We start from the raw sequence: 26,886 nt of genomic DNA, 5'->3' as shown, positions 1-26,886 counted from the left end.
TTTTCTGCCTGACCTCTTTCAGATCCTGGTATGCAACCGGTATCTGGGGGCGAAGAGCAGCTGCACGGTGGTCAGCATGCGGGACCCGCGCCAGGTGGTGCGTTCGGTGACGAAGAGGGCCGCGCCGGGGGCGCAGTCCAGCGCCTCGGCCTCGTCCGGTCCGGCCTCGACGGCTGAAAAGGCGATGTCGCCGCCGCCAAAGGGCACGGTCAGCACCAGCCATTCGTTGGGGCTGATCTGGGTGAAATCGGCCTCGCGCGCCTCGGGCACCGCGTCCGGGTCGATCCAGCGATCCTCCAGCGCGTAGGGACACCCGTCGGCAAGGTGGAGCCCGAGGACGTGCAGCATCTTGTGGTCAGGCGGGCTTTGCAAGCGGGCGCGCACCGCGGGCGGGGGCAGCTCTTCGGCCTGTGAGATCAGGCTGTAGGAATAGGCCAGGCCGCGGTTTTCGATCTCGACGCGGATCACCGGGATGTCCAGCCGGGCCTTGCGCACCGGGTGCAGCGCGACACGGGTGCCGGCGCGGCGGCGGCGCTCGATCAGGCCGTCCTCGGCCACCGCTCGCAGGGCGCGGTTGACGGTGGTGCGGGAACAGCCCAGTTCGCGCGCAAGCTCGGCCTCGTGCGGAACCAACTCGCCGGGCTTCCACTCGCGGTCGCGGATCCGGCGCAGAACCTCGGCCCGCACCGCTTGCCAGGATTTCGTGCTGTCTGCGTTCATCGCGGCGCGGTCCTCATCCTGTCTGTTCAACCCGGCATCAGGCCTGCGTCAAACCGGGCGCAGCCTCTGTTCTTTCTTGACTTGCAAATATGTGTGCACTTAATCACGAAAATGGTGCACAAAGCAAGGCGGCAGGTGATTCTCTTCACCGGCTCCCGACCGCGGAGGCGGCAAGGATCTCGCGGGGCAGGGGGTGCCACCGTTGGTGCCGGCACAGCAGGATTTCGCGGCCCGGAACATCGGGAAGGTTTTCGCGGATCCGGATCAAGAACGGGAGGAAATGACATGGACAGACGCAAGTTTCTCAAGGCGGGGGCGGTTGGTGCCGTTGCCGCGCCGTTGGCCACGCCGGCCATCGCGCAGGACAAGCGCCAGTGGAAGATGGTCACCGCGTGGCCCAAGAACCTGCCGGGGCCGGGTGTGGCCGCGCAGATGCTGGCCGACCGGATCACCGCGCTGTCGGGCGGCCGGATCGAAGTCAAGCTGTTCGCCGCCGGCGAACTGGTCCCCGGTCGCGGCGTGTTCGACGCGGTGAGCGAAGGCACGGCCGAGCTGTATCACGCGGTTCCGGCCTATTGGGGCTCGAAATCCAAGGGCATCCTGCTGTTCGGGTCGCAGCCCTTTGGCCTGCGCGCCGACGAGCAGGTCGGCTGGATGGTGCATGGCGGTGGCCAGGAGCTCTATGACGAGATGTATGGCCGCTTTGCCATCAAGCCGTTCCTGTGCGGCAACTCGGGCCCGCAATGGGGCGGCTGGTTCCGCACCGAGATCAACTCGCCCGAGGATCTGAAGGGGCTGAAGTTCCGCACCACCGGGCTTGCCTCGGAAATGGCCTCCAAGATGGGCATGGCGGCCGAGGCCATGGGCGGGCCGCAGATGTTCCAGGCGCTGCAGACCGGTGCGCTGGACGCGGGCGAGTTCATCGGCCCGTGGACGGATTCGGCGCTGGGGTATCAGCAGGTGGCCAAGAACTATTACTGGCCCGGCGTGGGCGAGCCGTCCTCGGCCGAGGAATGCGGCGTCAACATGAACGTCTACAACGACCTGCCCGACGACCTGAAGCAGGCGGTCGCCTTTGCCTGCGAGAGCCTCTACAACCCGGTCTGGACCGAATACACCACCAAGCACGCGCTGGCGCTGAAAAAGCTGGTCGCCGAGGATGGCGTGCAGGTCCGGAAGTTCCCCGACGAGGTGATCGCCGCCATGGGCAAGGCCGCCGCCGAGGTGATCGACGAGCTGCGCCAGGACGAGGACGAGCTGGTGCGCCGCATCGTGGAAAGCTTTGTCGCCTATCGCGACCTTGTGGGCGGTTACATGACCTATGCCGACAACGGTCAAATGAACGCGCGCGCCGCGGTCATGGGCTACTGAGCAGATACGGGCGGCGCGGGCTGACCCGCGCTGCCCGGCAACCCGCGCGAGGCTGGAGGCTGGGACAGGATGGGGCGCTTTGTTGACGTGGTTGACGGGGTCAACCGCCTGATTGCCCGGGTGGTGCGCTGGCTGGCGCTGTTGATGGTGCTGGTGCAGTTCGGCATCGTGCTGGGCCGCTATGTCTTTGGCGTCAACTCGATCGCGGTGCAGGAGCTGGTGCTCTACATGCACGCCACGCTGTTCATGCTGGGCGCGGCCTATACGCTGCAGATCGACAAGCATGTGCGCGTGGACATCTTCTATTCCCGGCTGTCCGAGGCCGCCCGCTGGCGGATCGACGTGTTCGGGCACCTGTTCCTGCTGCTGCCGTCGATGGCGGCGCTGCTCTACTGGAGCTGGCCGTCTGTGGCCAACTCGTGGAAAATTCTCGAAGGCCCGATCTCGGTCGGCGGCCTCAAGGCGGTGTTCCTGATGAAGACGCTGATCCCGGCCTTTGCCGTTACGCTGATGCTGCAATCGCTGTCGCAACTGGCAAAGCTGCTGACGGGGGAACGGGCGTGATGGCGGATTATCTCGACCTGATCATGTTCGCGGCCCTTCTGGGTGGCATCCTGCTGGGCTTTCCGGTGTCCTTTTCGATTGCCGGGGTGGCGATCCTCTTTGCCTATCTGGGCTGGGCGCTCGGGGTGATGGACATCTCGCTTTTGGGGGCGATGGCGCAGAGGGTGTTTGGCCTTCTGTCGAACCAGACGCTGATCGCCATTCCGCTGTTCGTCTTCATGGGCGCGGTGCTGGAAAAGAGCGGTATCGCCGAGTCGCTGCTCGACACGATGGGGCGGCTGTTTGGCAAGCTGCGTGGCGGTCTCGGCATCTCGGTGGTTCTGGTGGGCGCACTGCTGGCCGCCTCGACCGGCATCGTCGGCGCCACCGTGGTGGCGATGGGGCTGATCGCGCTGCCGTCGATGCTGCGGGCGGGTTACGATCCGCGCGTGGGCGCCGGGATCGTCTGCACCGCCGGCACGCTGGGTCAGATCATCCCGCCCTCGACCCTGCTGATCATCCTGGCCGACGTGATGTCGAACGCCTTTCAGCAGGCGCAATACGAGCAGGGCAAGTTCGTGGTCGAGGCGCTGTCGGTGGGGCAGTTCTTTGCCGCCGCGATGGGGCCGGGCCTGGCGCTGGTGGTGCTGTACCTGGTCTATATCGTGATCCGCGGAGTGCTGCGGCCCGATGACATGCCGCCGGTGCGCGCCGATCTGCCCCGGCCCTCGGCGCAAGAGGTTCTGTCCGTCGTCGTGCCGCCGGTGCTGCTGATCCTCGCGGTTCTCGGCTCGATCCTGGGCGGCATCGCCACCCCGACCGAGGCCGCCGCGGTCGGCGCGGTGGGCGCGGTGCTGATGGCCGGGCTGAAGAGCGGCGGAAACCGCCGTCTGATCCTTGCCGGCACCGGCGCGTTGCTGCTTCTGGCGGTGCTGTCCGGCCTTTACCCGGTGCGCCTGCAACGCAGCGACCTGGAGCCGGCGCAGCTTGTGGCGGGCGGTGCCTATGTGTTTCTGGCGGGCCTGGGCGTGCTGGCGGTGCTGAGCGCGCTGCGCTCGGCCTGGGGACGCAAGGTGCCCCACGACGCCGCCGGCTCGACCCTGGTGATGACCTCGATGATCTTCGCCACGATCCTTGCGGCGGGCATGTTCTCGCTGGTGTTCATCGGGCTGGGTGGCGAGGAGCGGGTGGCCGAAATCCTGCAATCCATGCCGGGCGGGCCGACCGGGGCGCTGCTGTTCAGCATGGGGCTGGTGTTCCTGCTGGGCTGTTTCCTGGATTTCGTCGAGATCTCGGTGATCCTGCTGCCGCTGGTGGCGCCGGTGCTGATCCTGATGGGCCACGATCCCCTGTGGCTGGGCATCCTGCTGGCCATAAACCTGCAGACCTCATTCCTGACGCCGCCTTTCGGCTTTTCGCTGTTCTACCTGCGCGGCGTCGCGCCCGACGAAGTGACGACGGGCCATATCTATGCCGGCGTCCTGCCCTTCATCGGGTTGCAGGTGGTGGGGATGGCTCTGCTGTGGCTGGTCCCGCAACTGGCCACCGCCCTGCCGGCGGCGCTGTTCTGAGCAGGTGCCGGCGGGCGCTGTTCCAGGAAACTGAACTTTCGCGCTCCTGCTGTTTCAGCTTGCGCGAAAACCAATGCAGTGACAGCGATCATTTGGCCGCGATGCTGCAAATCCGCTCTCACCGCCTCGACCCTGCCTGCCATGCGCGGCACAGGTTTGCAGCGGTCTCACCCGCACGATGCAACCTGTCTCGCCTGGCCAAAGTCTTGTAGACAAGATGCAACTGGCCGGGGTTCAGCGCCCCATTTTCCGAGAAAGCGACCCGGGCCAATTCATCGAAATCCAGGATTTTGGGGCCGGTCGCGTTGAGCAACCGATTCAGCCACCTTTGATCGAAGGATGGGGCATCTGATACAAGTGCCCGACCCGCCACGGTTTTTGTCAGCCACTCTTTTACAGCGTCTGCAGGCGCGGCATTGTTCAAGTCGGAACGGGGAACTTGATGGAGCTTGGCGCCTTCGATATCCCAGTCTTCTTCGGGCCAATCCGGGCGTGGCTGAATCAGCCGGCTGTGAGTTTCCACTCGATTACCTTCAAGCCATGAGACACCAACTTCGACTGGCCACGAGTTCTCGGAGAGACTTGAAGCTACGAAGTCGATGAACACAGGCCCTTTCTGATGAACGAGCTTTCCGTTTTCGTCGAGGCCAACGCCGAGCCCGAGAGCTCGGCGCCGGGCGAAGAACTCTTCTTCCTTGGGGCCGGGTTCGCCCATCTTGAGCGTGAAGGTGTCAAGGTCAGTTTCGTCCATGTTGCCACCCTACCATGCGATGGCAGTGCGAGGAATTCTTCAATCTGGCTGCCGCGGCCGCCGAATGTTGAAGGCGGTTTCTTGATCGACAAGCGTGTTGCGGAAGTTGCCGCGGAGGGCGGAATTTGTTGAAAACGGTCTCCGATCACCCCGTGCGGATGATGGGCCCCCGTTTTCAACACGGTGCGGAAAATGCGGAAATCCCGGCGCTGCGCGGTGGTGGACGAGGCCGCCGCCTTGGTCATAGATCGAGTTCAACGGTGCTGTCCCGATGCGATGCCAGGAGGTCGCCGAACTCCTGCGCGGAATGGATTCCCTCGGAGTGATCGTAGTGGCGCGCGGTCGTTGCCTGCGACTTGTGGCCGAGCAGAGCCGTGGCGGCGCGGCCGCCTCCGTTGAGCGTTTCGCTGGCTTCCGTCGCAACATTGTCGCGCAGGCGATGGATCGGGATGCGGACGCCGAAGGCCGCTTCGGTCATGTCGCCGGTCAGGCGGCCGATCTGTTTCTCACTGATCGCGGTGTGTCGGGACAGCACCGACGGGAACAGCGCCAGGCCATCATCGAAGATCGGCCGGAAGGACCGGCGGTAGTCCAACAGGGCTGCGGCCAGTGGAGCGTTGCGGAAGCTGCGCTCGAACGGCGCGCCCCGTTTCCTGTCCTCCGGCAGTTTCAGCATCGACGCCGGGATGCGAACCCCGAGGGTTTCAGCGTCGAGCAGCAGGAGGGTGCTGTCGAACGCGAGGCACGACAACGCCCGCGCGCGTTGGGGCAAGGCGGTCCCCAGTGCCAGGATGAGCCCGTTGCGGAACTGCCGCGCCGCGTGCAGCCCGCGCATTGGCCGGGCGCGGGCCTCGTCGATGTGGCGGAACCCGAGGTCGTAGATCGCCGAGGCGCCGACCAGCTGCGCGCCGGTTTTCGTGCTTGGAGCTGACGCCTTTGCCCGCTCGCGCCAGTCCTCGGCGACGAAGTCGCAGGCTGCGGAGGCGAAGTCGGGTTGGACCAGTGCCATCCCGCTGAGAATGCGCTGCATGTAGTCAGCGACCGATCGCGTCGTCACCTGTCTCTCTTGGCCCGCCCAGGCAATGAGGTGATGGCCGAAGGCATCGAGCGCGGCACCGGTTGGTGTCAGATCAGCCCCTGTGGCCGCGCAGTAACCCGCCCATGTTTTCAGCGCGGAAACGACGCTTTGAGCGTAGGCCGCGCTCCAGAGCGTGCGGCCCTTGACGCGCTTGCCCTGCCGCGACAGGGCCAGGTGGTCGGCGATCGGTTGCCGCCACGGGGCAGGGAGGTGGCGGAGCGCCTCTTCGGCGCGGGCCCAAACCGTCTTGCGCGGCGGCTTGGGCGCCACGCGGTGGCTGCGCAGGATCTGACCGAAATGGGCGGTGCGTTCTGCGCCCCACTTTTGGCACGCCACCCGTTGAACATGAGTGAACTCGGCCAGGGCCGTGTTGCCGACCTGATCAATGCGGCGTTCCAGATGGGCCGAAAGCTCGACGCGACCGGGAACGGGGTCTTCTGCTGTTGCCGATCGGATATCGGCAAGCAGGCGAAGATGGAGATTGGTCGTCATGTTTTTCTCCCGTTCGAATTGGTCCTGCCGGTTGTCTTTCCGTTCAGCTGTTCCTGCCAGGCATCGAGCACGAGGCCCTCGTCGAGTTCGGCGTAGTAATCCAGCGTCGTTTGCAGGCTACGGTGGCCGAGCAGACGCTGGACTTTCGGCAGGTGGTCCGGATTGTCCCTCAGCCAGATCCACCCAATCAGGTGGCGGTAGAGATGCGGGTGGATGTCAACGCCGACATGCCGCGCCAACAGCCGGGTCACGCGCTTGAGCAGCGCGCCGTAGTGCGCGCCGGGCGCGGCCTTGCCCTGGGATGGGAACAGGTAAGGGTTCTGCCTGTCATCCGGCATCAGCAGTTTCGGCCGAAGTACCTCGAGATAGGTCCGCAACAGACGGCTGGTGCTTTCGCTCAGCGGGATCGGCAGGTCGGCGTCGCCTGAACTGCGCATCTTCACTTCCTCGGCAGGGATGGCGAGGCGTGCGAGGTCGCCCTGCCAGGAAACCCAGTCCAGCCGCGCACGCAGAATGTTGTCGCTGCGTGGTGCCCGGGTCATCAGGATGTCATGCGCCAGCGCGGCCATCACGTCGCGGATCAGCTCTGCATCCATGACGTCGGCCTTTGCCGGGAGTTTCCCAGTCTTTTTGCGATGCACCCGCCGCCGCCGGGCGATCTCGTCGTTGACCTGCGTGACGATGGTGCCGGTCAGCTGGATCGTCTGGACGATGCGGTCGTCAGTGAACTGCTGCAGCTTCGCCTTGTTCCGGGGGGAGATCCCATTGAAGCCCGGCTTGTGCAGCGAGATCAGGTCGGAAATCGCCTGCATCTCCTCCGGCGGGCGGCACAGGAACCCGGATGCGATCTTGCGCATGGTCTTGAGAACGCTTGCGACGTAACCGCTGGGATAGTCGCTCTTGTTGCTGTCGGCGAGGGTTTCAGCGCCGATCTCGAGGAATTCCGGGTCGGTCAGTTCCTCGATGGTCTCCGGGACGACGTCTGCCGCCGCGACGATCGCCTTCGCCATCGAGATGACGTAGCCGCGTCGGCGGGCCAACGTTTTCTCCGACCAGCGATCCCGCCCCACCAGAAACCTTTTGTCCGTCATGAGTGCGGATGACGATTTGTGGGTGGGCTTCCCTGCTCTCGCAGCCCGCGCCTTCTTCGCGCTGCGCAACCGGGCCTTCTTGTCGGAAACCGGCTGCTCCATTGCGTCGAGCGAGGCGATGAATTCGGCACGCGACAGCCCGTCCCGCGACATCTGCCCCGTGACCCAGGGCGCGACACGGGCGTCGAACTCCGCCAGCAGCGGCGCAATCTGCGCATCATCGACACCGAACTTGTCGCGGCCGTCTTCGAACGGGTGCGGCGCGGCGACAAAGCCGAAGCGTGAGAAATCTGGATGAATCGACAGTTTCCGCAGAAGGGTTGCAATCTCGCGCACATGCTTTTCGCACTGTTTCTCACCCTTTGGTGAAATCTCGGTGCGGTGCCGGTAGTAGTCAGCCAGTGTTTCGGTCGAAATTTCGCTTGGCTGAATGTTTTGGTCGTGCAGAAAGAGAAGAAACGACCCTGACGCCAGCCGTGTCGAGACAGGCAGGTCACTGTTCCGGATCGCGACGTGCACGTCTTTGTAGATCCCCCCGATGTCGTCGATCCGTTGTTTGCGCTGGCGCGACTGTCCAGTGCCCGCTGCTTTGAGGAGCATCGAGCGATAGGTGGCCATGCTTCCCTTGGTCAGGCCAAAGCTGGCCGGGGTATGGTGGTCAAAGAAATCGATGACCTCTTGTTTGCAGACCGCTTTTAGCTCGGGCACCCAACCGGCATTGCGGCACAGCCATGTCAGACGTGAGGCCAAGGTTTTGTTTCCAACAGATTGCGCCTCTGAGATGAGATCCGCATAGGTTCTCTGCGCCTCACCGCCCAAGCTCAGAAAATCGCGCCCCGTTGCCTCCGACAGAGCTACCAGCGTGGAATGACGGGGTTTGAGTCCGGGGATGTTGAGAATGTCCGAGACGGCCTTGGGATTTAGCCCCGCGCGCAAGGACAACGTGCGTCGCGACTCGCCGCTGGTGTCGAGATAGTCCTGCAATTCTTCAGCAAGGGTCATGGATACGCCTCTTGGTTGGTGGGCGACCGGCTACTCGAGGTCGAGATCCGGCCTTCCTGCCTCAGGCCGGACTCGCAGCTCGAAGACCGCAAGCCACTCATCTTTGATCGTCCATGACTTCCCCAGTTTTACGGCCTGCAGCTTGACTGGCCCGTGAGGCGTCGGGCAGCCGTGGTTGATCCAGTCGCGGATCGTGTGCGGATCGCGCTTGAAGATCGCTGCAACCTCGTTCGTTGAATAGTATTTCGGTGTTTTCATTGGCTTCCTCCCGGTGTTTGCGGGGGAAATGGTCCCCGGCGGTGCCGTGCGGAAATTTCCGGGACAAAAAAGCTGATGCCTGGGCGGTGGCCGTGAAAAATGGGTCACGCCGGTAACAGGATCCTATTTCCGGTCCGCCCCAAAACTTCCGGATCAAACCGGTGTTTCCGGGTTTTCCGATGCGAACCGAGTTCCTCGCCAGTTGCAACAAAAGGACGACTGGCGATGACCATGATTTCCACCAAGACCGAAGCGCTGCGGGACAAAACCGGACGGTTCACGGGGCAGGGGGCGTTTGACTGTGACGGTCCGGTGCTGCAGACGCGCTTCACGCCGCTGGGGCAGGCCGACGCCCAATTGCGCGAGGCGCTGGAGGAGGCCGCCGCCATTCTCGCCCTGTCCGGCGAGGAGCGTCCCGGCGTCGCCACCGTGGTGTGTCGCGCCAGTCCCGGCGCCGGCAAGAGCCGGCTGGCACGGCTGTTGCTGGCCGAAAAGGCAGGGCGCGGCGAGGACTGCCGCGTGTCCTTCCACCTGCCGACACTCGCGCTGGCCGAGGAGGCTGCGGCGGAGGCCCTCGACCTTGGCCTGAAGGCGCAGGCAATCCGCGGTCGCTCGGCACCGCACCCGGACGGGGCAGGCACCATGTGCGCCAAGGCCGATCTGGTCGAGCGGGCCAGCCGTCTGGGCATCGCGGTGCGGGACAGTTTCTGCCGGCGTGTCGAGGAGGACGGGGAGGAAAAGCGCTGCCCGCATTTTGACCGATGCGCCTATCTCGCGCAGTTCCGAGCCGGCGCGACGCACAATTTCCTCGCCAACAGCTATCTTTCCCTGCCCGACCCGGTGGAGAAATGTGACTTGCGGATCGTCGACGAGACCTTCTGGCAGCAGTTCCTTTCGATCGGGAATGTTCCCGTTGTCGCTTTCACGGCACCCCGTACGTTCTTTCCGGTCAAGACGGCAGGCGATCACGCCGACCTTCTGGACGCCGCGCAGCAGGTCGCGGCGGCGCTGATCGCGGGCAACTCGCCTCTGGGTTTGCCGTTTTCCCATGCGGACTTTGCGGCATTTGCTGCCCTTGAATGGCAGGGCAAGGCCCCGGGCGCTTCATTGGCACCGGACCAGAGCGGCGTGCTGCAGGACAAGCTGTTGAGGCGGGCAGAAGCCCACCACCGTCAGGTTTCCGGCTTTGCCGCGATCTGGCAGGTGCTGGCTGACGCAAAGGAGGCCGGTCTGGACGCAACCGAACGGCTGCGCCTGGTTACGGATGGCGACAAGCATCTTATCCGGGTGCTCAGGCGGAAACCGCTGCGTCATCAGCAGCCGATGCTGGTGCTCGACGCCGATGCTGATCCCGAGATCCTGTCGGCGCTCGAATGTGATATTCGCGGCAGCCACGATGTCACGCTGCGCCCGAACGCCATCGTGACGCAGCTTCACGACCGCCGGATGACCAACGGCAGCCTGCTGAGCCAGCCCGGTCTGCGCGAGACCTGGCGGCAGATCATCGCGCGCGAGGTGCTGACCGACCGCCTGGACCGCAACGGCGGGGTGCTGGTCGGCGCGACGCGCAAGGTCGTGCGCGCCTTCTTCGAGGATGCCGGGCATCGCTTTGACGGCATGTCCGAGGAGGAAGTTTCGGCTTACATGCTCGAAACCAAGCTGCACGGGGCCCACTGGCTGTGGTTCGGTGGCCGCGCTCTTGGCTCGAACAAATACAAGGATTGTTCGAGCGTCATCGTGATTGGCCGCGAGGAACTGCCGGTTTGCGCTTTGGAAGACCAGGCGCGGGCGCTCTGGGGTGATACGCCGGGCGAGCCTCTGGACCTGCTTGCCCCGGACGCTGCCGGAAACATCCGGATGCCCGAGGCGGTCGTTCCTTATGAAATGACCGACGGGAGCGCAAAAGCGGTGCTGGTGCCCTGCCACCCCGACCGCCGCATCCGTCGGCTGCAGCTGCAGAGCCGCGAACTGGCGACCCGGCAACTGATTGAGCGGCTGCGCCTGGCGCGGTCATCCTACCCCAAGCGGGTGCTCATCGGCTGCAACATCCCGATCCCCGGCATTCCGGTCGATGCCCTTGTGTCATGGCAGGACCTGTCGCCGAACCGCCTTGACGCGGCGATCGCCGATGGCCTGTTGGCGCAAGGCGGTATCCGCCTGTCGCCTACTGGCCTTGCCGAGGCGGCCCCGGCGATCTTTTCCAGTGTCGAGGCGGCACGGACTTACCTGAAGCGAAAGACAACAGTGTCTGAAGCGGGAACCGCGGTTTCTTCCTGGAACGAGGCGGCTGCACGAGTGGCCTGCATCAGGATCAAGCGGGCCGTGCGGTACGCGAGGTGGGAAACCGCGGTTCTGCTGACGAACGGAAAATCGCCGGAAAAAGCGGCAGAGTCGCTCTGGGGACCGCTCGACCATTGCAACTGGGCGGATTGCGGTGGGGAAAAGGTCGGGGTTTCTGCGAGGGGTGCGAAAAGTTCTGGGTAGGTGCGTTGTCGGGCGGCTTGGTCATCAGCGGGGGCGGCGGAATATCGTTTGAATGGGTATTTCGGCATGTTGAATGGCCCCTTTTTGTTTCTATTCCCGGCGTGAACTGGCGGGCAAAAAAAATTCCGTCCTGCGCAAAAAAAGTTTTTTGCCCTGAGAAAACGAACCCATCTCCTTCCTGAAGCAGCAAGGCGCTCCGGTCAGCTGCTGAACAGGGCGATCTGCCCGAATGCAAACTCAACATGCTTCCTCAAGTGACGAAGAAGCCAAAACAAGGAAAACTACCATGGCGAACAACACCTCGAACCTCACACTGGTCAATGGCCACATTGCCGATGGCGGCTACATCCGGGCCGATTTGAAGGCGTGCATCGATGGCGCAGACAAACTCCTTGCGGTGGAGGCCGAATTGGTTCCGGGCCCGGTATCTGTCCAGGTCGAGAATGCGACCTGGAAGGACACCGGCGATTGCGCGATGGGTTTCGTGGCCGAGCACCTCGACGCGGTCCAGGGGCTGCTGAAGAACGCATTTATTGAAGCTCAAGCGCCGGGTCTTGCCTGAGCGATGGGGGGAAATGTCGTGACGCGTGCCTCCGATGCCAATGGCCACAGCGCTTCGCGCTCGATCCAACACCCGAATCTGTCAGATCTCGGCGATGTCCGGGATCTGCTGCCTCTCCGGTATCGCCCGGCTTGCCGGGCAGGATCGGCCCACCTGATGACAGCCACGGAACTGGCCGAGGCGATCAGAGAAATCGAAGCGCGCATGAAGGTGAAGCCAAACGCACCGAATATTCGGGCCTGCCTTGCACGTTTCCACGCAGAGCAAAACCGCCGCAAGACCGAGACGCACGAAGACCGGGTGTGGCGGATGAAATCCCGTCTGGCCTGGGAGTTTGCCCAGGAAAAAATTGAAGCGGCGCAGAAGCGGCCCGACAGCTATTGCGCGCAAAAACCGGCGCAACGATACTGATCCGCCCCGCGCACGCGGGGACAGATCACAGATCAAAGTCTGCTTCAGGCCGCCCGGTGCAGGTCTATTGCCCCAAGCAGGCCATGTGCCGAGCGCCCTGGCAGGCCAGGCTGCGTATGCTCCAGGTGCTTTTGACATAGGCAAGGATCGAATCGATCTCCTCGTCGCTCAGCACCTCCTGCCAGGCGGCCATGCGCTCGTTGCGGGGCGAGCCTTCGTGGATCGTGGCGCGCAGGCCGGCATCCGAATGGTGCCAGGCGTGCATCGCGTCGTTGAGCGCGGGCGCCTTGAAGCCGAACTCGTCGCGGGCCTCGGGGTCGTCGGGGGCCTCGCCGATGCCGCCAGCGCCGTGGCACGAGGCGCAGTTGTCATCATACAGCACCTTGCCCGCGGCGATCCGGTCCGGCGTGGCCAGATCGCTGCCTTCGAAGCTGATCCAGGTTGCCCCGCCGTCGCGGCTGAGCAGGATAGCCCCGGTATCGGCCACGGCATAGAGCGTTTCGGGCGAGGAGGGGTCCTCGACCAGGGCCCGCAGGTAACGGTCCTGGAAGCCGCTGCCGACCACCTGCCAGTCAAGCGTTTCCTCATCGGCCATGACGAGGCCCGTGCGATAGATGTACGCCGCGACGCGCCCGCCCGACAGGCTGGTGACGACGGTTGCAGGGGCGTCGCCGGGATAGCTTTGCTGCCAGCTCTGGCCATTGTCTTCGCTGACCATCAGCCCACCCACGGTGGCGGCAAAGATCCGCGACGGGCTGGTGCCGGACAGCGCCACGGCGAGGGTTTCCTCGGGCGCGGTGGCAAGCGGTTCCCAGCTGAGGCCGCCATCCGTGCTCAGCTGGATCGTCTTGTCGATCCCCGCCATTCGCTCACCGTCCAGCCGGCTGATCGAGAGCGAGGTCAGCTTGCTCCCGTTCTCGCCCTGCGTGCCGGGGGTGGCGGTCCAGCGTGCCGTCTTCTGATCGAAGATCAGCAGCCCTGCCGCAGCCCCGGTCGCGTCGATACCGTTCAGGAGCAGACGAGCGGGGTCATTCGGGTCGGTGGCGATGCCGGTGATGGCGGCGCGAGGGGGCGTGATGACCTGGGCCATGCCGTCGGGCGTGGCGCGCAGCAGGCCGTAGCCCGTGCCCAGCAACAGGGCGCCGTCGCCGGCCGGGTCGACCGCCAGACTGAACACGGATTGCACGCGGTCAAGCGGCGCGCTTGTCTGCTCTTGCGCTTCCGCCCTGCCGGTGACCGTTGCTGCCAACAGCATCAAGGCCGCCAGGGCCGTTCCGGATTTGCCAATCATGATCTGCCTTCCTTGCGATAGACCGCGCGTGTTTGCCTGCCCGAGTGCCACCCGCCGCAGCCGGCTTCAACACGTTTTCTGTATCAATTGGTAACGGCCATAAGGCATCTGAGGCCCGGTCGATATCCAGCGGGCCGACATGCCGGGCCAGTTCCGGATGCCCCCGTCGGTTTCCGGGGCAGAGCGGCACGGCCGCCGCTGTGGTCTTCGTCTCGACCGGGTGACGACTGCGCGCCTGCAATAGGAGGGGATCAGGCGGAAAAGCTTCCTCATCTGCAAGGATCTGGCAATAGAGATCGACCACCTCGGCCTTCGAGATCGACGGGCAGCCGGCGCAGTGGTTGCGGACCATGTCAAAGTCGATCTTCTCAAATCGCAACCGCAGCAGAGTGGCATCACCTGTGGCGCGCAAGAAGTAATGCGAGTTCGCGCTGCCGGCCTTGTCTACGGGCTTGATGCGGCCAGCATTGGCGCCGACCCGTTGCACGGCGAAATCCGCCTCGTCCCGCTTGCAGAAGGTGAAATCGGCATGCGTGGTCGTCTTGGGCCTCGGCAGTCGGGGCTCTGGACGACGCTCCCAAATCTGAAAGCAGCAGGGCACCGAATAGGGCGCGCCCTCGAAGATGAAGGACTGATCCGGCAGTTCAAGTTCGGCGAGCAGATGGAACCGGCGATCAAGCTGCCGCTGGACGCTGTCCTTGCGGAAACTCAACGGCACGATGAAGGCGATGACATCGGCGAATTCCGCCGCCTTGTTGAAAAACCTGACGGCGGTGCGGGCGGCCCGACCGAATGGCGGGTTGCCGATGACCAAGGTGCGGCCCGGATCGGCGGGCGGCGGCCATTTCAGAAAGTCCGCCCGCACGATGCCCGGCATGCGCGGGTCAATGTCGAGCGCGAGGCAGGCCGGGCCGAGCTGGTCCGAGAAGGCCCCGGCGCCGGCCGACGGCTCAAGCAGCGTGTCAAAATTCAGGCGAGAAAGCTGGGCCTTGGCGAAGTCGATGCAGTCACGGGCAACGGTCGGTGAAGTGTAGAACTGGTCGAGAGTGCGAGCGGTCGATCGGGTATTGGTCACGAATGGTCTCCTGCGTGTTACGCGCGGGAGATCGGTTCGTTTTGGAAAATCCGGAAACGGATTTGGATGAAGTAATAGGTAATAAAAACAAAGTGTTGTCGCGTTGTGTAAAGAAATTTTTGAAAAGCGCCGGGCGCGACTGGGCCGGGCTCGGGTGGGTAGAAGACCGAATATCCCGGCCGAGCAAAACACCTGCAGGCGGGTCATGCCTTGTGGGGCGCCATCTCTTGCCGAAACAGCGCCCGCGGTTCAGCAGCCTGTCAAAAGTTGCGACTGGCCGCCGCGGGGTTCCTTTTCGGGGTATGTGCGTGCACAGCCGCGTCAGGCGCAGAGCCCAACGATCGCGCCGGTCTTGGTGGTGACCAATCGGGATGAGGCCAGCAGTTCGTCGCGAAACCGCGCCATGTCGAACTTGGGGTCCTCACAGTCCTGGGTTCCGTCTTCCTGAGCCGATTTGAGGCTTTCCCATACGAACTGGTCGATGTCGTCGTGGGTCATCGAGTTCTGCAGTTCCTCATGGATTTCGTGAATGTCCAGGTCGGTTTTCGCCTGAAAGACGGCGTCGATCTGGTCATCTCCGTATTCCGCGACCAGAGCGAGATAGGTGAAGGTGTCGTAGCTGATCTTGTCAGCCGCATCGCTTGCGTCCTGAAGGTGCCTCTCCAGGGCGGGGATCGTGCCGGGATCAATCTCGCCAATGAGCTCGTAGAGGGTGTTGGCGGTTTCATTGATCTTCTTGATCAGCGCGTTGATGTCTTTGGTCATGATGCGTGTGTCCTTGTGAAATGGTGGCTTGGCCTGCTGGCGAAGGGAATGTGGTATCGTCGAGGGCGACGAGAAAACCTTTCTGCGCGCGTGCGTGCACACATGTGCAGGAGGAAGAATTCAGCGTGAATTTGGTTGGTTGTTCTGGGGTGTATCGGGTTGGAGTGGTGGCGGTGCGGTACGACCGTCGCGAACTCCATCATCTCGGAGTGCCGATAGGGTCTCAAGACCACGGTATCGTCGCATACAGATGCCGATCCCGGCTGTCTCATCTGAGCGCAACTTCGGCCAGAGGCCCTTACCGCGTGATCAAAAGGTAACATAATCTCTATTACGGGCGCTTCACCTGAAGCAGCAAAGTTAAAATGTCCTACACGTGCAAAGTAGAAGTGCCACACCCTGCCCCAATGAGAACAGGCAGAGAGTGTGGGCATGGGATGGGTTTTGACAAGCGAACGCAGGCTGAATCGGGTAGAGGTATCGAACTGGCTGAACCAAGGCCGGATGTCTTCGGCGCTCTACCGCGCCATCGCGGCGGCAAAGACGTGCACCAACATGGCCCACCCAGAAAGGATGTAGTGATACCGAACCGCCTGCCCTACTTCACAAGCACCTTGACACCGCATCATGATACATTGGGTAAGACTTCCGAACCGGAACAGGCGAGAGGTCGTCATATGCGGACCTTCCTGAAAAGATGGGTGCTGCCGGTATTCGGCGCGGCCCTGGCGCTTTACCTGGTGTTCGCGCTTTATGGCAGCCTCGATTTCGCGTTGTTTCTGCAGGGCCTGCGCGGGGCCAACCCGTTCTGGATCGCCGTTCTTGCCGCAGCCATCCTGCTGGAACAGCTGATGAGCGGCTGGAAGTGGCGGCAGATCCTGTTCGAAGTAAAGCCGGTGGGCACGCTGCGGCTGACCGGGGCGCTGCTGGCGGGGTATGGCGCGAATGTCCTTGTCCCGCTGGGCATCAGCCCGCTGGTCCGGGCCTGGCTGATCGCGCGGCTGGACCAGTTGAGCATGGCGACCGTGCTGGCGACCACAATCATCGCCCGGTTCCTCGACGGCGTGGTTTTCGCGCTTTTTGCCGGGGTTGTGGCCGCCGCCGGCCAGATCCCGCAGATCGAAGGCGAGTTGCGGCTGGGGCTGAGCTTGGCGGGGCTGCTGAATCTCGTGCTGTTCGGGGGGCTGCTCTGGCTGCTGTTCCGGTTCCGCGCGTCGCTCTTGAGCGAAACCCCCCTGCTCTGCCGCCTCTTCGACGGGGCGGTGGCCCGCATGGGGGCCGATGGCGCGGGCCTGCGCGCCGCGTTGGGCGCCGGGATCATCTGGCCGCGGGCGCGGGCCCGCCGCGTCGCCGCCATCGCCGCGGCCATCATCGGCAAGCTGGTGGCGACGACCCATTTCCTGTGGGCCGGGCTTGCCGTCGGCGTTGTTCTGAGCGCGTGGGACTATCTGTTCCTGATGGTGTTTGCCGGGTTCGCCATGGTCCTCGGGCGCTTCGTGCGCATCCCGGCGAGCTTTGTCTTCGGGGCGGGGTTCGCGCTCAAGGCGCTGGGGGTGCCGGACGAGACGGCGCTTCTGATGATCCTGTTCAACTACGTGCTGACGATCCTTCTGGTGGTCGGGATCGGCCTGACGGTGCTGTGGCAGAGCGGCATCGACATCCGCCGCGCCCGGGCGGAGGCGGAGGCCGCGAAGGGTGGCGCGTAGTTCCGAAGAAACGAGGTTCTGGCGCATCGCCGGGGCCGGGGCGGCATTTCAGGGCGGATCGGCCGCGGTGGACAGCGCGACGGTGGTGGCGAGCCTGGTGCACATGCTGACCGGCAGCGCGCTGGCGGTCGGCTATGCCAGCGCGGTTCTGCGGCTGGGCTGGCTGTTGCCGCAGCTGTTCGTGGGCTACCTCGCCGGCCGCACGGAACGGCGCATGCCGTTCTACGCCTTTGGCGCCTATGGCCGGGCGATCGCGGTGGCGTTGATCGGTCTGCTGCTTTGGCGGGGGGCTGACTGGCCGCAAGTCGATTGGCCTCCGGTTCCGCTGGTGTTCGGGTTTCTCGGCCTTTGGACGGTCTATGCCTTTGTCAGCGGTGTCGTGGCGGTGCCCTACAATGACATCGTCGGCCGGGCGATCCCGTCGGAGCGCCGCAGCCGGATGCTGGCCTGGCGCTTTTTCGGCGGCGGCGTTCTGGCGGTCCTGGTGGCAGGCCTGCTGCGCCTCGCGCTGGACGTGATGCCGCCGCTCACGGCTTATGCGCTGATCTTCGGTCTTGGTGCGGGGCTGATGATCGTCTCGGCAACCCTTTTCGTCTCGGCCGGGGAACCACCCGCCGCGGCAACCGCGCCGCGCGACCGCCCGTCCAACCTGCCGGCCTTTCTGCGCGACGGGTTGATCACGCTGCGGCAGGACCGCCGGCTCCGGCTGTTTCTGATCTTCCAGTGGCTCGGGGCTGCGACGCTGATGGCGCTGCCGTTCTACGTGGTGATGGCCGCCCGGCAGGGTCTCGGGGCGGCAGAGGTCGGCACGATGCTGGCCGCGCAAACCTTCGGTGCGCTGGCCTCGAACCCGGTCTGGGGCCGCATCGGCGACCACATGGGCAAGCTGCGGCTGTTGCAGGTCGTGGCGGTGGTGCGGATGGGGCCTCCGGTCCTTGTCCTGATGCTTTCGGCCACGGGCGCGGGTCTGGCGGGATACGCGGGTCTGTTTTTCCTGATCGGCGCCATGATGAACGGAGTGACGATCGGCTATCTCGGCTTCCTGATGGAGATCTCGCCCGACGAGCGCCGCCCGGCCTACTCCGCCTGGTTCAACAGCTTCGCGGCTCCGGCGGCACTGGCGCCGCTTCTGGGCGGGGTTCTGGCCGGTGCGATCGCCATCGAGGCGGTGTTCGTCGCCGCGATCCTGGCCGCGCTCGCGCAGGTCGCGGTCGGATTGCGGCTGTCTCACGAGTAAAACCCTACCCTCCCCCGTCCAACCGGATAGGACCATCTACGGTAGATTGAAATGACATGTCGGATTGACGCGGGAACGGGATGCTCGACCGCGCTGAGACACAGACCACAACCCGCAAAGTTCGCCATCAGCGCAAATCAACTCTTGGAAAAACCGAGCCGTCTACACGTCACATCACCCAAGGCCGCGCAATGCCCGTTCACTTGTGGTCGCCAACTTTGGTTACGTTGGCAGCGAAACAGTAACCGATGCCGTGAACGGTCTTGATATAGCTTGGGTTGGATGGATCCGGTTCGATTTTCTTGCGCAGCCGCATGATATGCACGTCCACCGTCCGATCACCGACGAACGTATCATTTCCACGCGCCGTATCCAGAAGTTGATTTCGAGAGAAGACAACATGTGGATTTTTCAGGAATGCCTGCAAGATGTCGAACTCGGTGGTCGTCAGCGGCGTCGAAACTCCCTCCGCGTCCGATTTCAACGTTCGCTCGTTGAAATTGACCACCCATTGCCCGAACCGAATAAGTGGCACGTCGTCGCCGTTGTTCCGTGCGGCCAGCCCCTCAGCTCGGCAGCGGCGCAAAACAGTGCGAATACGGGCCAACAGCTCTCGGGCCTCGAACGGTTTGGTAACATAGTCATCGGCCCCGAACTCCAAGCCGACCACCCGGTCGAACGCGTCATCCCGTCCTGACAAAACGATAATCGGGATGTTCGAGTTCGCTCTCAGATCGCGGGTGATGTCAAGGCCACTGCGCCCGGGCAGGCCGATGTCCAGAACGATCAGGTCCACGGACTTTACGGCAAGAATGGCCTCCATGCTGACTGCGTCCGCCGCACAACTGACATCGCAGCTCTGCTTCTCGAGATAACGCTTGAGAAACGACGTGATTTGCGGATCGTCATCGACGACAAGGATATGTTCTTTGCTCATCTCGCCTACTCAGCTGACCATGGTGCAGCGGCAAGCAACAGTTAGCAGCGAGGGCCCGAAACATGCAAGGTCGATGCCTCGGGAACGCATATCCTGCCACGGCACGCCGACCCAAGCGGTTGGCCGGGTTCAGAAGCGCAAAAACTCCAGATGGGCGCCCTCGGCAATGTCCGCGGCCTGCGCCGGAAGAACCGCCACCCCGTCGGCCTGCGCCAGCAGCGCCACACGCCCGCTGTAAGACGAACCCAAGAGTTTCAGCCTTGGACGACCGTCCGGCGTGGTATCCAGAATACGGGCGGGGCGGTATTCCTGACGACCCGGATGACGGTGATAGTCGGCAGCCGCCACGGCCGGCAGCAGGGGTTCGGGGCGGTAGGACAGCCCGGCCCGCCGCGCCATCATATGCGCGCCGATAACCCGCCAGGTTACGTAGGCCGAGACCGGATTTCCCGGCAGACCAATATAGAGCGCACCGCCCCGGCGGCCGAACATGAGCGGTTTTCCGGGCTTCATCGCCACCTTCATCACGTCGGCCTTTCCGCCCATGGCTGCGAACAACCGCGGCATGTGGTCCTCGTCACCTACCGAGACCCCGCCGGTCGTGACGATCAGGTCGGCGTTGTCGCAAGCCTCGCGCAAGGTCTTTTCCAGCCGCATCGGATCGTCGTCCACCGGGCCGATGTCGGACAGCTCGACCCAGGGCCGATCCAACAGTGCTCGCAGCATGAAACGGTTGGAGTTCCAGATCTGGCCGGGTCCCAGCGGTTCGCCCGGGTGGCGCAACTCGTTTCCGGTGGAAAAGAAGGCGACCTTCAGCCTTCGGTTGACCTGCACCTGCCCGTATCCGGCAGCGGCCAAGGCCCCGGCCTCGCGCGGGCCGATCAGGCACCCTTTGGTCAGGATCGTCTCGCCCGCTCTCAGGTCTTCTCCTGCGCGCCGAATGTGCTGGCCCGGCTGCGGGCGACGGTCGAACCGGATGCGGCCATCCAGTCGCTCGCAGTGCTCCTGCATGACCACCGCATCAAATCCCGCAGGAACCGGCGCCCCGGTCAGGATTCGAAGGGCCGCACCGCTGGGCGCCTCTTTCACGCCACTGTCGCCCGCCGCCACACGACCCGCAACCGGCAATTCGAACCGGCTCCCGGAACCCAAATCGGCCGTGCGCAAGGCAAATCCATCCATGGCAGCGTTGTCGAATCCAGGCATGTCCGTCTGACTGACGCAATCTTGCGCCAGAACCCGGCCGATTGCCTCTGCCAACGGCAGGCTTTCCCGCATGCCGATCGGGGCGGCCGCCGCCAGTCCCTTTTCCAGCGCCTCGGGCACCGACAATAGATCATGGGCGAGGGCGTCGCATCCACAGCCGTCAGCCATCGGTTCTCTCCAGTTCATTGAAAAGTTCTTCGAATACTTCCCTCTCGGGGTCCGGCAATTCCGGCAGGTAGGCCCTGGCGGTGGTGATGTTGACGCCCGGGTCTCCGACAACCAGAAGCATGACCATCCCATGACGGCCATGCACACGGCATCGAATGCCGTAGACGCCCTCGTGCTCGAAGGTCAGCTCCATCTCCGGCTTGCCCCGGATCTCGAAACTTCGCGCGCCTTCGGGGATCATTGCCCTGATCGACGAGACCGTGTGCCGCCCGACCGAGCCCTTGAAACGAACCGTCGCGCCGGCGGGGACGCGCAGGAACTTGGGCTCGAAGCGAAAGACCTCGGCGACGACCTGCGCGGAGGGATCGATGAGTTGATGCACCACCGCCACCTGTGGCTGTTCGGTCGCCTGCGAAACCGCGGGCAACAGCAGCGCCGCGGCCAGGGCCTGCCCCGCCGCTCTCCACTTCTGCATGTCCATGCCCCCCTCGCTCTCAGACCGCAGGCCCGGGTTGGGACAGAAGATCCGCCAGGGCAGCGATCATCACCGGCCACGTCGCGCGGCGGTCGTGATCCCTCAACTTCTGCATCAACTCACCCGCCACATTTCTTTTCGCCTGCGGATTGTCGCCGATATAGGTCAGGATCCGTTGGTCAGGGTTGGCCAGAAGGAACGGGACGATCACCGCCCCGGCCTCTTCCGGGGTCATCTCCGAGATCAGCCGCATGGATGCCTGCCGGACCGAGGCCGAAGGATCGTCCAGCAGTTCACGCGCAGCGTCAGCGGACTCATCCCAGGCGCAGAGAATCTGCATCGCTTCGATACGGAATGGAGCTTCGCCCGTTCGCAGAATCGCGCGAAGCTTGCCACGCAACTCGGGTAGAGGAGGCAAAGCCGCCTGACGCAAGAGCTTGAGCGCCTGCAGCGCCGTCGCCGAGTCAGCGGTGGACAGACCGTCGGTCGCGATCCCGGCAAGTTGTTCCATACTCAGCTCGGCCCCGTGGCGCGCCACCGCGTTGCCAAGCGCCCCCAGTGCCTGTTGCGCGGCCTCGGGGTCCGGATCCCGCACGATCTGTGCAAGCATCGCCTGCATCCCGCGCACTTCGCCCAGCAGGCGGATCGCCGTCATCCGGCTTTCGTGCTCCAGCGCCTCGGCGTCGTCGTCCAGCGCCACCCGGCGGCGTTTGGGCTGCCGGGTGGCCCGTGCCAGCAACGCCTGCTCGCGAGGTGAAAGCGGCGGCATTTCCTCGGCCTGCTCTGCCTCATGCTGCATTTCGGCGGCGATTGCATCATGCCCCAGAATGGCGCCGAGGCTGGATGTCGGGCCATTCTCTCCGCCATGCGATACGTCCAGCCCCGCCTCTTCCAGCGCCTGGATGTCGTTGCGCGGCGCCTCTTCGATCTCGGCGGTGTCCTCTTTCTTTTCTTCCGCGACCGGCATCGGCGACAATGCCAGCGACAACAGCAACTCGCGGCCCTGCTGCTGGTTCACATGGGCGCGACCCTCTTCCGTGACGATCATCCCAAGCGTTGCCAGCGCCTTGAGCCGAACCGATCGAAAAGGTGAGCGGCAGGCGCGTTGCAGCCATTCCGCCGCTTCCTTGACAGGCGACCTGGCAAGTGCGTCGACGACGGCCCATTGATCGCGTTCGGCCTGCTCCTGATCCGGTGTCGCCGCAAACAAGGTTTTCAGCCTGTCGGTCATCAGTTCCGGCGCCAGGGCGGCAAGCAGACCAAGGGCCTGCGCTGCGACCTCGGGCTGTTCGCCGGTCGAAAGGAAATCCAGAACCTGCCAGCGCAAATCGTCCGTGTCGGCAATCGGAGAGGTGCGGTCGAGCCGCTCGATTAGGGCCAGTTGCACCCGTGATCCAGGATCGCGCATCATCCGGTCCAGCAACTCGGGCTCGGACAGGCCGGCGCGGGCCAGGGCGGCAAGCCGAATGTCCTCTTGCGGGTCTGTCAGCGCGGCTTCGACCAGCTGCGGATCATGCTCCATCAACGCCTCATGGGCCAGCAACCGCACGCCGCCGTCCTCGTCCGACAAAGCCTTGCGAAGGATGGCCCGCGCCTCGGACCCGCCGATTTCCGCCAGGGCGCGCACGGCATGGTAGCGCAAGCGTCGTTTCGGCGAAGAGGCGAACACCCCGAGGGTCGGAATCGCCGCTGCGCCGATCCGGCCAAGCGCCTCGCAAGCGACATCGCCCAGTTCCTGCGCCTCTTCGTCCATAACGGCGCGGACGATCGGCTCGATGGCGACCGCGTCTCCCAGTGTGCCAACGGCGCGGATGGCGGCGATCTGGGTATCGAGCCAGTCGTCCCACTCATCCTGATGGTATTCGTCCTCGTCCCAGACGATTTCGTCCCCCCGGCCAGTCACCAGGGTGCGCAGGTAAGGAGCGGCATCAGCGGCGCCCAATTTGGCCAGGGCTGTGACGCAGGCCAGTTTCACCTCGCCGCACGGATCGTGAATCAGGTTTTCCAGCAACTGCGGTACGGCCTGCTCGACGCCGAGCTGACCAAGGGCTGTCGCCGCGTCCTGGCGCACATCCTCGTCATCGTCCAAGAGCGCCTCGACCAGTGCGGGGCTGTTCCTGGCACCCAGGGCAGCAAGCGCCTGGATGGCGCGCAGCCGAACCACGTCATATTCGGATTTCGCAAATTCGCTTAACAGCGCCACGGCTGCGTCGCGCAGGAGGTTTTCGGATTGAGCGTTCATTTCGTGTTCTGCCATGTTCTTGTTGGGAATGGTTGGTTGGGAAATGGAAGGCAGGTTTCCCAACCGATTCCTGCCTTCCGAGGTGACCGGAGCATTCCGGCCCATGGCCCCATTTTTTGGCGGGGCCTCCCGGGGGCGACATGGCATCCGCCCCCGGGAATCTCAGCATCGGTTCAGTGTCAGGCGATGTCGCGCGGCGCAAAGGACATCGTGCGGAACGATGACTTGTAGGGCGACGGCCCCAGCTTGCGGACTTTGGCAACGCCCATCTTGTAGTTGTAGTTGCCGCTGATCCAGTCGACGATCCGGCCCTCAAGCGCGTTGGCGGGCTGCTGCATGTGCAGGAAGTCCATGTAGACAACGCTTTTCTTGATGGCGGGCGTTACCATGGCCACGGCGGTGATGGCCGCCTTGGTCAGTTCGATATGCCCGTTTTCCATCAGTTTCGAGAACTGGAAGTCATCGCCTTCCACGCCCAGCAACGTGTGCTTGTTGCCAGGAACGCGCTCGGAATAGACCATCACGTAGTCGCCGCTTTCGATACCGCGTTCCGCAGCGTCATCCGGGTGGATCTCCACCCAGTTCTCCGGCCAGCGTTGCACGATATACGGGCGGCGACGGTCGTCGAACCCGGACTGCCAGCGTTCGTTGATCCGGCCCGAAGTGGCCCAGAGTTCGCCATCTTCCTTGTTGGGTTTCAGCCACTCCCAATAGTCCGAGAACAGGCTCCACGGCGATTTCTGGATGTTGCACTTGCCGGTCTGGCTGTTGAAATGCGTCAGCTTCTTGTTGAACACATCTGCTCCGGCCGCGCCGGTTTCTGGCAGCTTGCGGGTGGTGTCATGCAACCGTTTGGTTTCGATCAGCGTGACCCCGTCCGCATCCAGCATGACCGGGCACTGCACCCCGTCAGTGCCGAACTCGCGCACCTTGGCGTGCAACGTCTTGCCCTCTTTCCTGGCCAGACGATAGACGGCGTGAAAGTCCTTGCGCGAGCCGCGGGTAAAGCGCACCGCCTCTTCCGCGACCTCGTTGGAATTCTGCCAGTCGAAGCCGTCAAAACCCATGCGTGTCGCGAGTTGTGCGATGATCCACCAGTCGGGTTTGGCGGCCCCCGGCGCGTCATAGAACTTCTGATACAGCCGCAGGCGGCGTTCGCCATTGGCACGCAGGAAGTCCTCTTCGCCCCAGGTCGCTGCCGGGAACACGATGTCGGCGTAGCGGTTGCCGATCGGGTCCTGCAGATAGATGTCCTGGTTGATCACCACCATGCCACCGCTGTCGGCGCGGGCCTTCAGTGTATCGATGATCTCCTGTTTGTCGAAAGAGTTCACCTGGTTGGGGTTGCGGACGGTCAGTTCCTCGAATTTGTCGGCAAGTTGCTGGCTGCCGCACATGGACTGGATCCAGGTGGTGCCGATCACGTGGGCCATGCGGGTATGCCCTGCGATCAGATACCGGTCGGTATCCATGGCGCGGCGACGGCGGCCCGGCAGTTTCTCGGGCGATTTGTTGCGTGGGTACTTGCCGCCCTTCACGCCACCCCGCTGGTGGCCGCCCGCCCGGCCGATGACCTGACCCGGGCGTCCGCCACAGCCACAGATGATGCCCAAAGCGGAAATGGCCTGCGTGTTGCCGGTGTTGTTGGACCAGTAAAACCCCTTCTCGATCATGATCGAGGTCTTGGGCCTGGTACCATCGGCCCTGGGTTTGGCCAGCCATTCGGCTGCGGTATAGATCTTCTGAACGTCGATCTCGGCGATGGCCGCAGCATTTTCCGGGATGAATTCATCCTGGCTCAGCAGCCACTCTTTCCAGTCCTCGAAACCCTTGGTCTGGAACTTGCCCCAGGTCGTGCGCCACTGCCACGGCGTATTCCGGGTGCCCTGCCCGAAGCCCGACGAGCTTTCCCACTTGTTGTTGACCCACTTCTTGATCCAGTCGCTGTCTTCCCAGCCATTTTCCACGATCACGCGGGCAATGGCGTTGACGACCGGCAAGTCGGTGCCGGGCAGGATGTCGATATGCAGACCGCCCATCTTTTCCGCATGGGCCACGCCGGCTGAACGGCGCGGGATCAGGTAGATCTCCTTTTGGCCGTTCTGCATCCCTTTCATCATCCACTGGGTATAGAGGATGGTCTTGGTTTCATACGGGTCGGTGCCGCAGACCAGCAGGGTTTCCGCATCGCGCCAATCCTCGTAGGACGGTCCGAAATTGTCGAAGCCTGCATCGCGGAAGCCCGGCGTCGAGGTCACATCCGACGGCGTGTCGTGGAAGGTGAAGTTCGCCGTGTTGATGTGGCGCAGCGCGTATTTCGAGATCGCGTAGGTGTTCTCGATATACTGGTAGCTGAAGGTCTTCACGCCATAGGCGTTGGTGCCGTGCTTCTTGATCACGTGGTTGCCGACCTCGGCTGCCACGTCCAGCGCCAGATCCCATGGAACCGGCATCAGCGTGCCATAGATCCGCATCAGCGGAGTCTTCAGGCGGTCGCGGGTGGGCGTCTGCGGGTTGTAGCACTTCTGCGCGATACAGCCGCCGCGCAGCGAGCTGTCACCGTCGGTATTGACGAAATGCGCATCCTTGTCGGGGATGATGACCACATGATGCGGTTTGCCCTTGTGTAGCACGATATTGTGCTGGTTCGGAGCCACCCACGCGCCAAGAGGCGCCACGGGAAAGTCCTCGCCAAATGCGTTTTCATCCGCGCCAGGACCGCCCGGCTTGGCCGTCACGGGCCAGCGGTAGACCTTGTAACCACAGGCCACGATGCAGTAGTCGCAGGCGGTCGAGATGACCTCGGCGCCTTTGGGCGGCAGCGGGACGTTGGTCTCGGGGACATAGTATGGGGTTGCCATTGTTCAGTCTCCCCTTCCTTATGAAATCAGGTTGTCGAAACGGCCATAGATCAGGCCGAACATGCCCACGGCGTAGATGTCGTCGCCGTCCAGCTCCAGCAGGACCTGCGGCAGAGACTGATACGCCTGCCCGGACACCAGAATGCCGTGGCGGGTCAGATCGTAGGTGCTGAGGTGCAGCGGACAGGGGCCCAGCACCTTGTGCTCGGGCTTGTAGGTGTCATACAGCGATCCGCCCTGGTGCGTGCAGGTCAGGTTGAAGGCCACCACGTCCCGGTCCGGGCCCAGACCGCCACCGCACTCGGTGCCGGTCTTGACCAGAATGGATTCGGCATAGTCGCCTTCGTCCGGGTAGGTGAAATCGACCGGCACATCCTGCTCGAGCTCGGACAGTTTGCCGATCAGCTTTCGCGGATAGGTCGATACCAGGGCCGGCACCTGCTCGGCGTGACCTTTGCTGGTCGGCAGGGTGACCATCACCGCAAAGGTGGTGGCGCCGGAGGCGAAAAGAAACTGGCGGCGGTTCACGGTGCAGGCCTTCTTGGCCTCGCCCGAACAGCTGCATCCGGTTGCGTTATGATCGGTCATA

22 protein-coding genes are annotated in these 26,886 nt (G+C 63.8%); 8 read left to right on the top strand and 14 right to left on the bottom strand.

Translation table 11 applies throughout. The features are described 5' to 3' along the window. Positions 1 to 18: 18 nt before the first annotated feature. Positions 19 to 720, bottom strand: a complete 702-nt coding sequence (locus F3H26_RS14385) for a GntR family transcriptional regulator (protein WP_149776713.1) — start codon at positions 718 to 720, stop codon at positions 19 to 21. Between the two features lie 285 nt (positions 721 to 1,005). Here F3H26_RS14385 and F3H26_RS14380 point away from each other — a divergent pair, with 285 nt between their 5' ends. The 3 genes from F3H26_RS14380 to F3H26_RS14370 all read left to right on the top strand — a co-directional run bounded on the left by F3H26_RS14380 (position 1,006) and on the right by F3H26_RS14370 (position 4,205). Beyond that, positions 1,006 to 2,091 carry a TRAP transporter substrate-binding protein gene (locus F3H26_RS14380; protein ID WP_149776712.1) on the top strand — a complete coding sequence of 362 codons (1,086 nt, stop codon included), beginning with the start codon at positions 1,006 to 1,008 and terminating at the stop codon, positions 2,089 to 2,091. A gap of 69 nt (positions 2,092 to 2,160) precedes the next feature. Further along, positions 2,161 to 2,655 carry a TRAP transporter small permease subunit gene (locus F3H26_RS14375; protein ID WP_149776711.1) on the top strand — a complete coding sequence of 165 codons (495 nt, stop codon included), beginning with the start codon at positions 2,161 to 2,163 and terminating at the stop codon, positions 2,653 to 2,655. Further along, positions 2,655 to 4,205: a TRAP transporter large permease gene (locus F3H26_RS14370; RefSeq protein WP_149776710.1), complete on the top strand. Its 1,551-nt coding sequence runs from the start codon at positions 2,655 to 2,657 to the stop codon at positions 4,203 to 4,205. The genes F3H26_RS14375 and F3H26_RS14370 overlap by 1 nt, the downstream gene beginning before the upstream one ends. Before the next feature lie 118 nt (positions 4,206 to 4,323). Here F3H26_RS14370 and F3H26_RS14365 read toward each other — a convergent pair whose 3' ends face one another. From F3H26_RS14365 to F3H26_RS14350, 4 genes are all read right to left on the bottom strand, one after another. After that, complete coding sequence (locus tag F3H26_RS14365) at positions 4,324 to 4,956, bottom strand: 3'-5' exonuclease (RefSeq protein ID WP_149776709.1); 633 nt, start codon at positions 4,954 to 4,956, stop codon at positions 4,324 to 4,326. A gap of 241 nt (positions 4,957 to 5,197) precedes the next feature. Then, a complete protein-coding gene (locus F3H26_RS14360) occupies positions 5,198 to 6,526 on the bottom strand; it encodes a hypothetical protein (protein ID WP_149776708.1) in 1,329 nt (442 codons plus the stop codon). Beyond that, a complete protein-coding gene (locus F3H26_RS14355; RefSeq protein ID WP_149776707.1) occupies positions 6,523 to 8,619 on the bottom strand; it encodes a site-specific integrase in 2,097 nt (698 codons plus the stop codon). Before F3H26_RS14355 ends, F3H26_RS14360 begins: the two co-directional genes overlap by 4 nt. 30 nt (positions 8,620 to 8,649) lie before the next feature. Beyond that, positions 8,650 to 8,877 (bottom strand): helix-turn-helix domain-containing protein, encoded by a 228-nt coding sequence (locus tag F3H26_RS14350; protein WP_149776706.1) that lies wholly within the window; start codon positions 8,875 to 8,877, stop codon positions 8,650 to 8,652. Between the two features lie 225 nt (positions 8,878 to 9,102). On the opposite strand from F3H26_RS14350, the gene F3H26_RS14345 reads away from it, so the two are divergent. The 3 genes from F3H26_RS14345 (at position 9,103) to F3H26_RS14335 (ending at position 12,334) form a co-directional block, all read left to right on the top strand. Next, positions 9,103 to 11,361, top strand: coding sequence for a hypothetical protein (locus F3H26_RS14345; protein ID WP_149776705.1), 2,259 nt, complete (start codon positions 9,103 to 9,105; stop codon positions 11,359 to 11,361). Positions 11,362 to 11,647: 286 nt separating this feature from the next. Then, entirely contained in the window at positions 11,648 to 11,923 is a 276-nt protein-coding gene (locus tag F3H26_RS14340) for a hypothetical protein (RefSeq protein ID WP_149776704.1), read from the top strand. An 18-nt stretch (positions 11,924 to 11,941) separates the two neighbouring features. Continuing rightward, positions 11,942 to 12,334, top strand: coding sequence for a hypothetical protein (locus tag F3H26_RS14335; RefSeq protein ID WP_149776703.1), 393 nt, complete (start codon positions 11,942 to 11,944; stop codon positions 12,332 to 12,334). A gap of 64 nt (positions 12,335 to 12,398) precedes the next feature. On the opposite strand, the gene F3H26_RS14330 is transcribed toward F3H26_RS14335, so the two are convergent. From F3H26_RS14330 to F3H26_RS14320, 3 genes are all read right to left on the bottom strand, one after another. Beyond that, complete coding sequence (locus tag F3H26_RS14330) at positions 12,399 to 13,625, bottom strand: c-type cytochrome (RefSeq protein WP_149776702.1); 1,227 nt, start codon at positions 13,623 to 13,625, stop codon at positions 12,399 to 12,401. Continuing rightward, positions 13,525 to 14,700, bottom strand: coding sequence for a hypothetical protein (locus F3H26_RS14325; protein ID WP_149776701.1), 1,176 nt, complete (start codon positions 14,698 to 14,700; stop codon positions 13,525 to 13,527). The genes F3H26_RS14330 and F3H26_RS14325 overlap by 101 nt, the downstream gene beginning before the upstream one ends. A gap of 321 nt (positions 14,701 to 15,021) precedes the next feature. Next, positions 15,022 to 15,465 carry a hypothetical protein gene (locus F3H26_RS14320; protein ID WP_149776700.1) on the bottom strand — a complete coding sequence of 148 codons (444 nt, stop codon included), beginning with the start codon at positions 15,463 to 15,465 and terminating at the stop codon, positions 15,022 to 15,024. A gap of 677 nt (positions 15,466 to 16,142) precedes the next feature. On the opposite strand from F3H26_RS14320, the gene F3H26_RS14315 reads away from it, so the two are divergent. Both F3H26_RS14315 and F3H26_RS14310 read left to right on the top strand, forming a co-directional pair. Next, positions 16,143 to 17,171: a lysylphosphatidylglycerol synthase domain-containing protein gene (locus F3H26_RS14315; RefSeq protein ID WP_188127785.1), complete on the top strand. Its 1,029-nt coding sequence runs from the start codon at positions 16,143 to 16,145 to the stop codon at positions 17,169 to 17,171. Then, positions 17,161 to 18,408: an MFS transporter gene (locus tag F3H26_RS14310; RefSeq protein ID WP_149776698.1), complete on the top strand. Its 1,248-nt coding sequence runs from the start codon at positions 17,161 to 17,163 to the stop codon at positions 18,406 to 18,408. The genes F3H26_RS14315 and F3H26_RS14310 overlap by 11 nt, the downstream gene beginning before the upstream one ends. Before the next feature lie 199 nt (positions 18,409 to 18,607). On the opposite strand, the gene F3H26_RS14305 is transcribed toward F3H26_RS14310, so the two are convergent. The 6 genes from F3H26_RS14305 to F3H26_RS14280 all read right to left on the bottom strand — a co-directional run bounded on the left by F3H26_RS14305 (position 18,608) and on the right by F3H26_RS14280 (position 26,885). Further along, the gene (locus F3H26_RS14305) at positions 18,608 to 19,345 is read right to left on the bottom strand and encodes a response regulator (protein ID WP_149776697.1); all 738 of its coding nucleotides are present in this window, start codon (positions 19,343 to 19,345) and stop codon (positions 18,608 to 18,610) included. 129 nt (positions 19,346 to 19,474) lie between these two features. Then, positions 19,475 to 20,719: a molybdopterin molybdotransferase MoeA gene (locus F3H26_RS14300; protein ID WP_188127784.1), complete on the bottom strand. Its 1,245-nt coding sequence runs from the start codon at positions 20,717 to 20,719 to the stop codon at positions 19,475 to 19,477. Then, a complete protein-coding gene (locus F3H26_RS14295; RefSeq protein ID WP_149776695.1) occupies positions 20,712 to 21,200 on the bottom strand; it encodes a plastocyanin/azurin family copper-binding protein in 489 nt (162 codons plus the stop codon). Before F3H26_RS14295 ends, F3H26_RS14300 begins: the two co-directional genes overlap by 8 nt. 13 nt (positions 21,201 to 21,213) lie before the next feature. Beyond that, positions 21,214 to 23,436, bottom strand: a complete 2,223-nt coding sequence (locus tag F3H26_RS14290; RefSeq protein WP_188127783.1) for a HEAT repeat domain-containing protein — start codon at positions 23,434 to 23,436, stop codon at positions 21,214 to 21,216. Positions 23,437 to 23,615: 179 nt separating this feature from the next. Then, a complete protein-coding gene (locus F3H26_RS14285; protein ID WP_149776693.1) occupies positions 23,616 to 26,297 on the bottom strand; it encodes an arsenate reductase (azurin) large subunit in 2,682 nt (893 codons plus the stop codon). 18 nt (positions 26,298 to 26,315) lie between these two features. Continuing rightward, a complete protein-coding gene (locus F3H26_RS14280) occupies positions 26,316 to 26,885 on the bottom strand; it encodes an arsenate reductase (azurin) small subunit (protein WP_149776692.1) in 570 nt (189 codons plus the stop codon). Position 26,886: the final 1 nt, after the last annotated feature.

This window comes from Ruegeria intermedia (genome assembly GCF_900129345.1).
Lineage (GTDB): Bacteria > Pseudomonadota > Alphaproteobacteria > Rhodobacterales > Rhodobacteraceae > Ruegeria > Ruegeria intermedia.
Note: the sequence above shows the minus strand (reverse complement) of the source record. Positions and strands in the feature narration are given on the sequence as shown.

Coding starts and splice junctions, on each gene's coding strand:
- F3H26_RS14380 (WP_149776712.1), top strand. CDS start 1,006: ATGGACAGACGCAAGTTTCTCAAGGCGGGGGCGGTTGGTGCCGTTGCC.
- F3H26_RS14315 (WP_188127785.1), top strand. CDS start 16,143: ATGCGGACCTTCCTGAAAAGATGGGTGCTGCCGGTATTCGGCGCGGCC.
- F3H26_RS14350 (WP_149776706.1), bottom strand. CDS start 8,877: ATGAAAACACCGAAATACTATTCAACGAACGAGGTTGCAGCGATCTTC.
- F3H26_RS14360 (WP_149776708.1), bottom strand. CDS start 6,526: ATGACGACCAATCTCCATCTTCGCCTGCTTGCCGATATCCGATCGGCA.
- F3H26_RS14290 (WP_188127783.1), bottom strand. CDS start 23,436: ATGAACGCTCAATCCGAAAACCTCCTGCGCGACGCAGCCGTGGCGCTG.
- F3H26_RS14385 (WP_149776713.1), bottom strand. CDS start 720: ATGAACGCAGACAGCACGAAATCCTGGCAAGCGGTGCGGGCCGAGGTT.
- F3H26_RS14305 (WP_149776697.1), bottom strand. CDS start 19,345: ATGAGCAAAGAACATATCCTTGTCGTCGATGACGATCCGCAAATCACG.
- F3H26_RS14300 (WP_188127784.1), bottom strand. CDS start 20,719: ATGGCTGACGGCTGTGGATGCGACGCCCTCGCCCATGATCTATTGTCG.
- F3H26_RS14365 (WP_149776709.1), bottom strand. CDS start 4,956: ATGGACGAAACTGACCTTGACACCTTCACGCTCAAGATGGGCGAACCC.
- F3H26_RS14375 (WP_149776711.1), top strand. CDS start 2,161: ATGGGGCGCTTTGTTGACGTGGTTGACGGGGTCAACCGCCTGATTGCC.
- F3H26_RS14340 (WP_149776704.1), top strand. CDS start 11,648: ATGGCGAACAACACCTCGAACCTCACACTGGTCAATGGCCACATTGCC.
- F3H26_RS14285 (WP_149776693.1), bottom strand. CDS start 26,297: ATGGCAACCCCATACTATGTCCCCGAGACCAACGTCCCGCTGCCGCCC.
- F3H26_RS14345 (WP_149776705.1), top strand. CDS start 9,103: ATGACCATGATTTCCACCAAGACCGAAGCGCTGCGGGACAAAACCGGA.
- F3H26_RS14295 (WP_149776695.1), bottom strand. CDS start 21,200: ATGGACATGCAGAAGTGGAGAGCGGCGGGGCAGGCCCTGGCCGCGGCG.
- F3H26_RS14355 (WP_149776707.1), bottom strand. CDS start 8,619: ATGACCCTTGCTGAAGAATTGCAGGACTATCTCGACACCAGCGGCGAG.
- F3H26_RS14330 (WP_149776702.1), bottom strand. CDS start 13,625: ATGATTGGCAAATCCGGAACGGCCCTGGCGGCCTTGATGCTGTTGGCA.
- F3H26_RS14370 (WP_149776710.1), top strand. CDS start 2,655: ATGGCGGATTATCTCGACCTGATCATGTTCGCGGCCCTTCTGGGTGGC.
- F3H26_RS14320 (WP_149776700.1), bottom strand. CDS start 15,465: ATGACCAAAGACATCAACGCGCTGATCAAGAAGATCAATGAAACCGCC.
- F3H26_RS14280 (WP_149776692.1), bottom strand. CDS start 26,885: ATGACCGATCATAACGCAACCGGATGCAGCTGTTCGGGCGAGGCCAAG.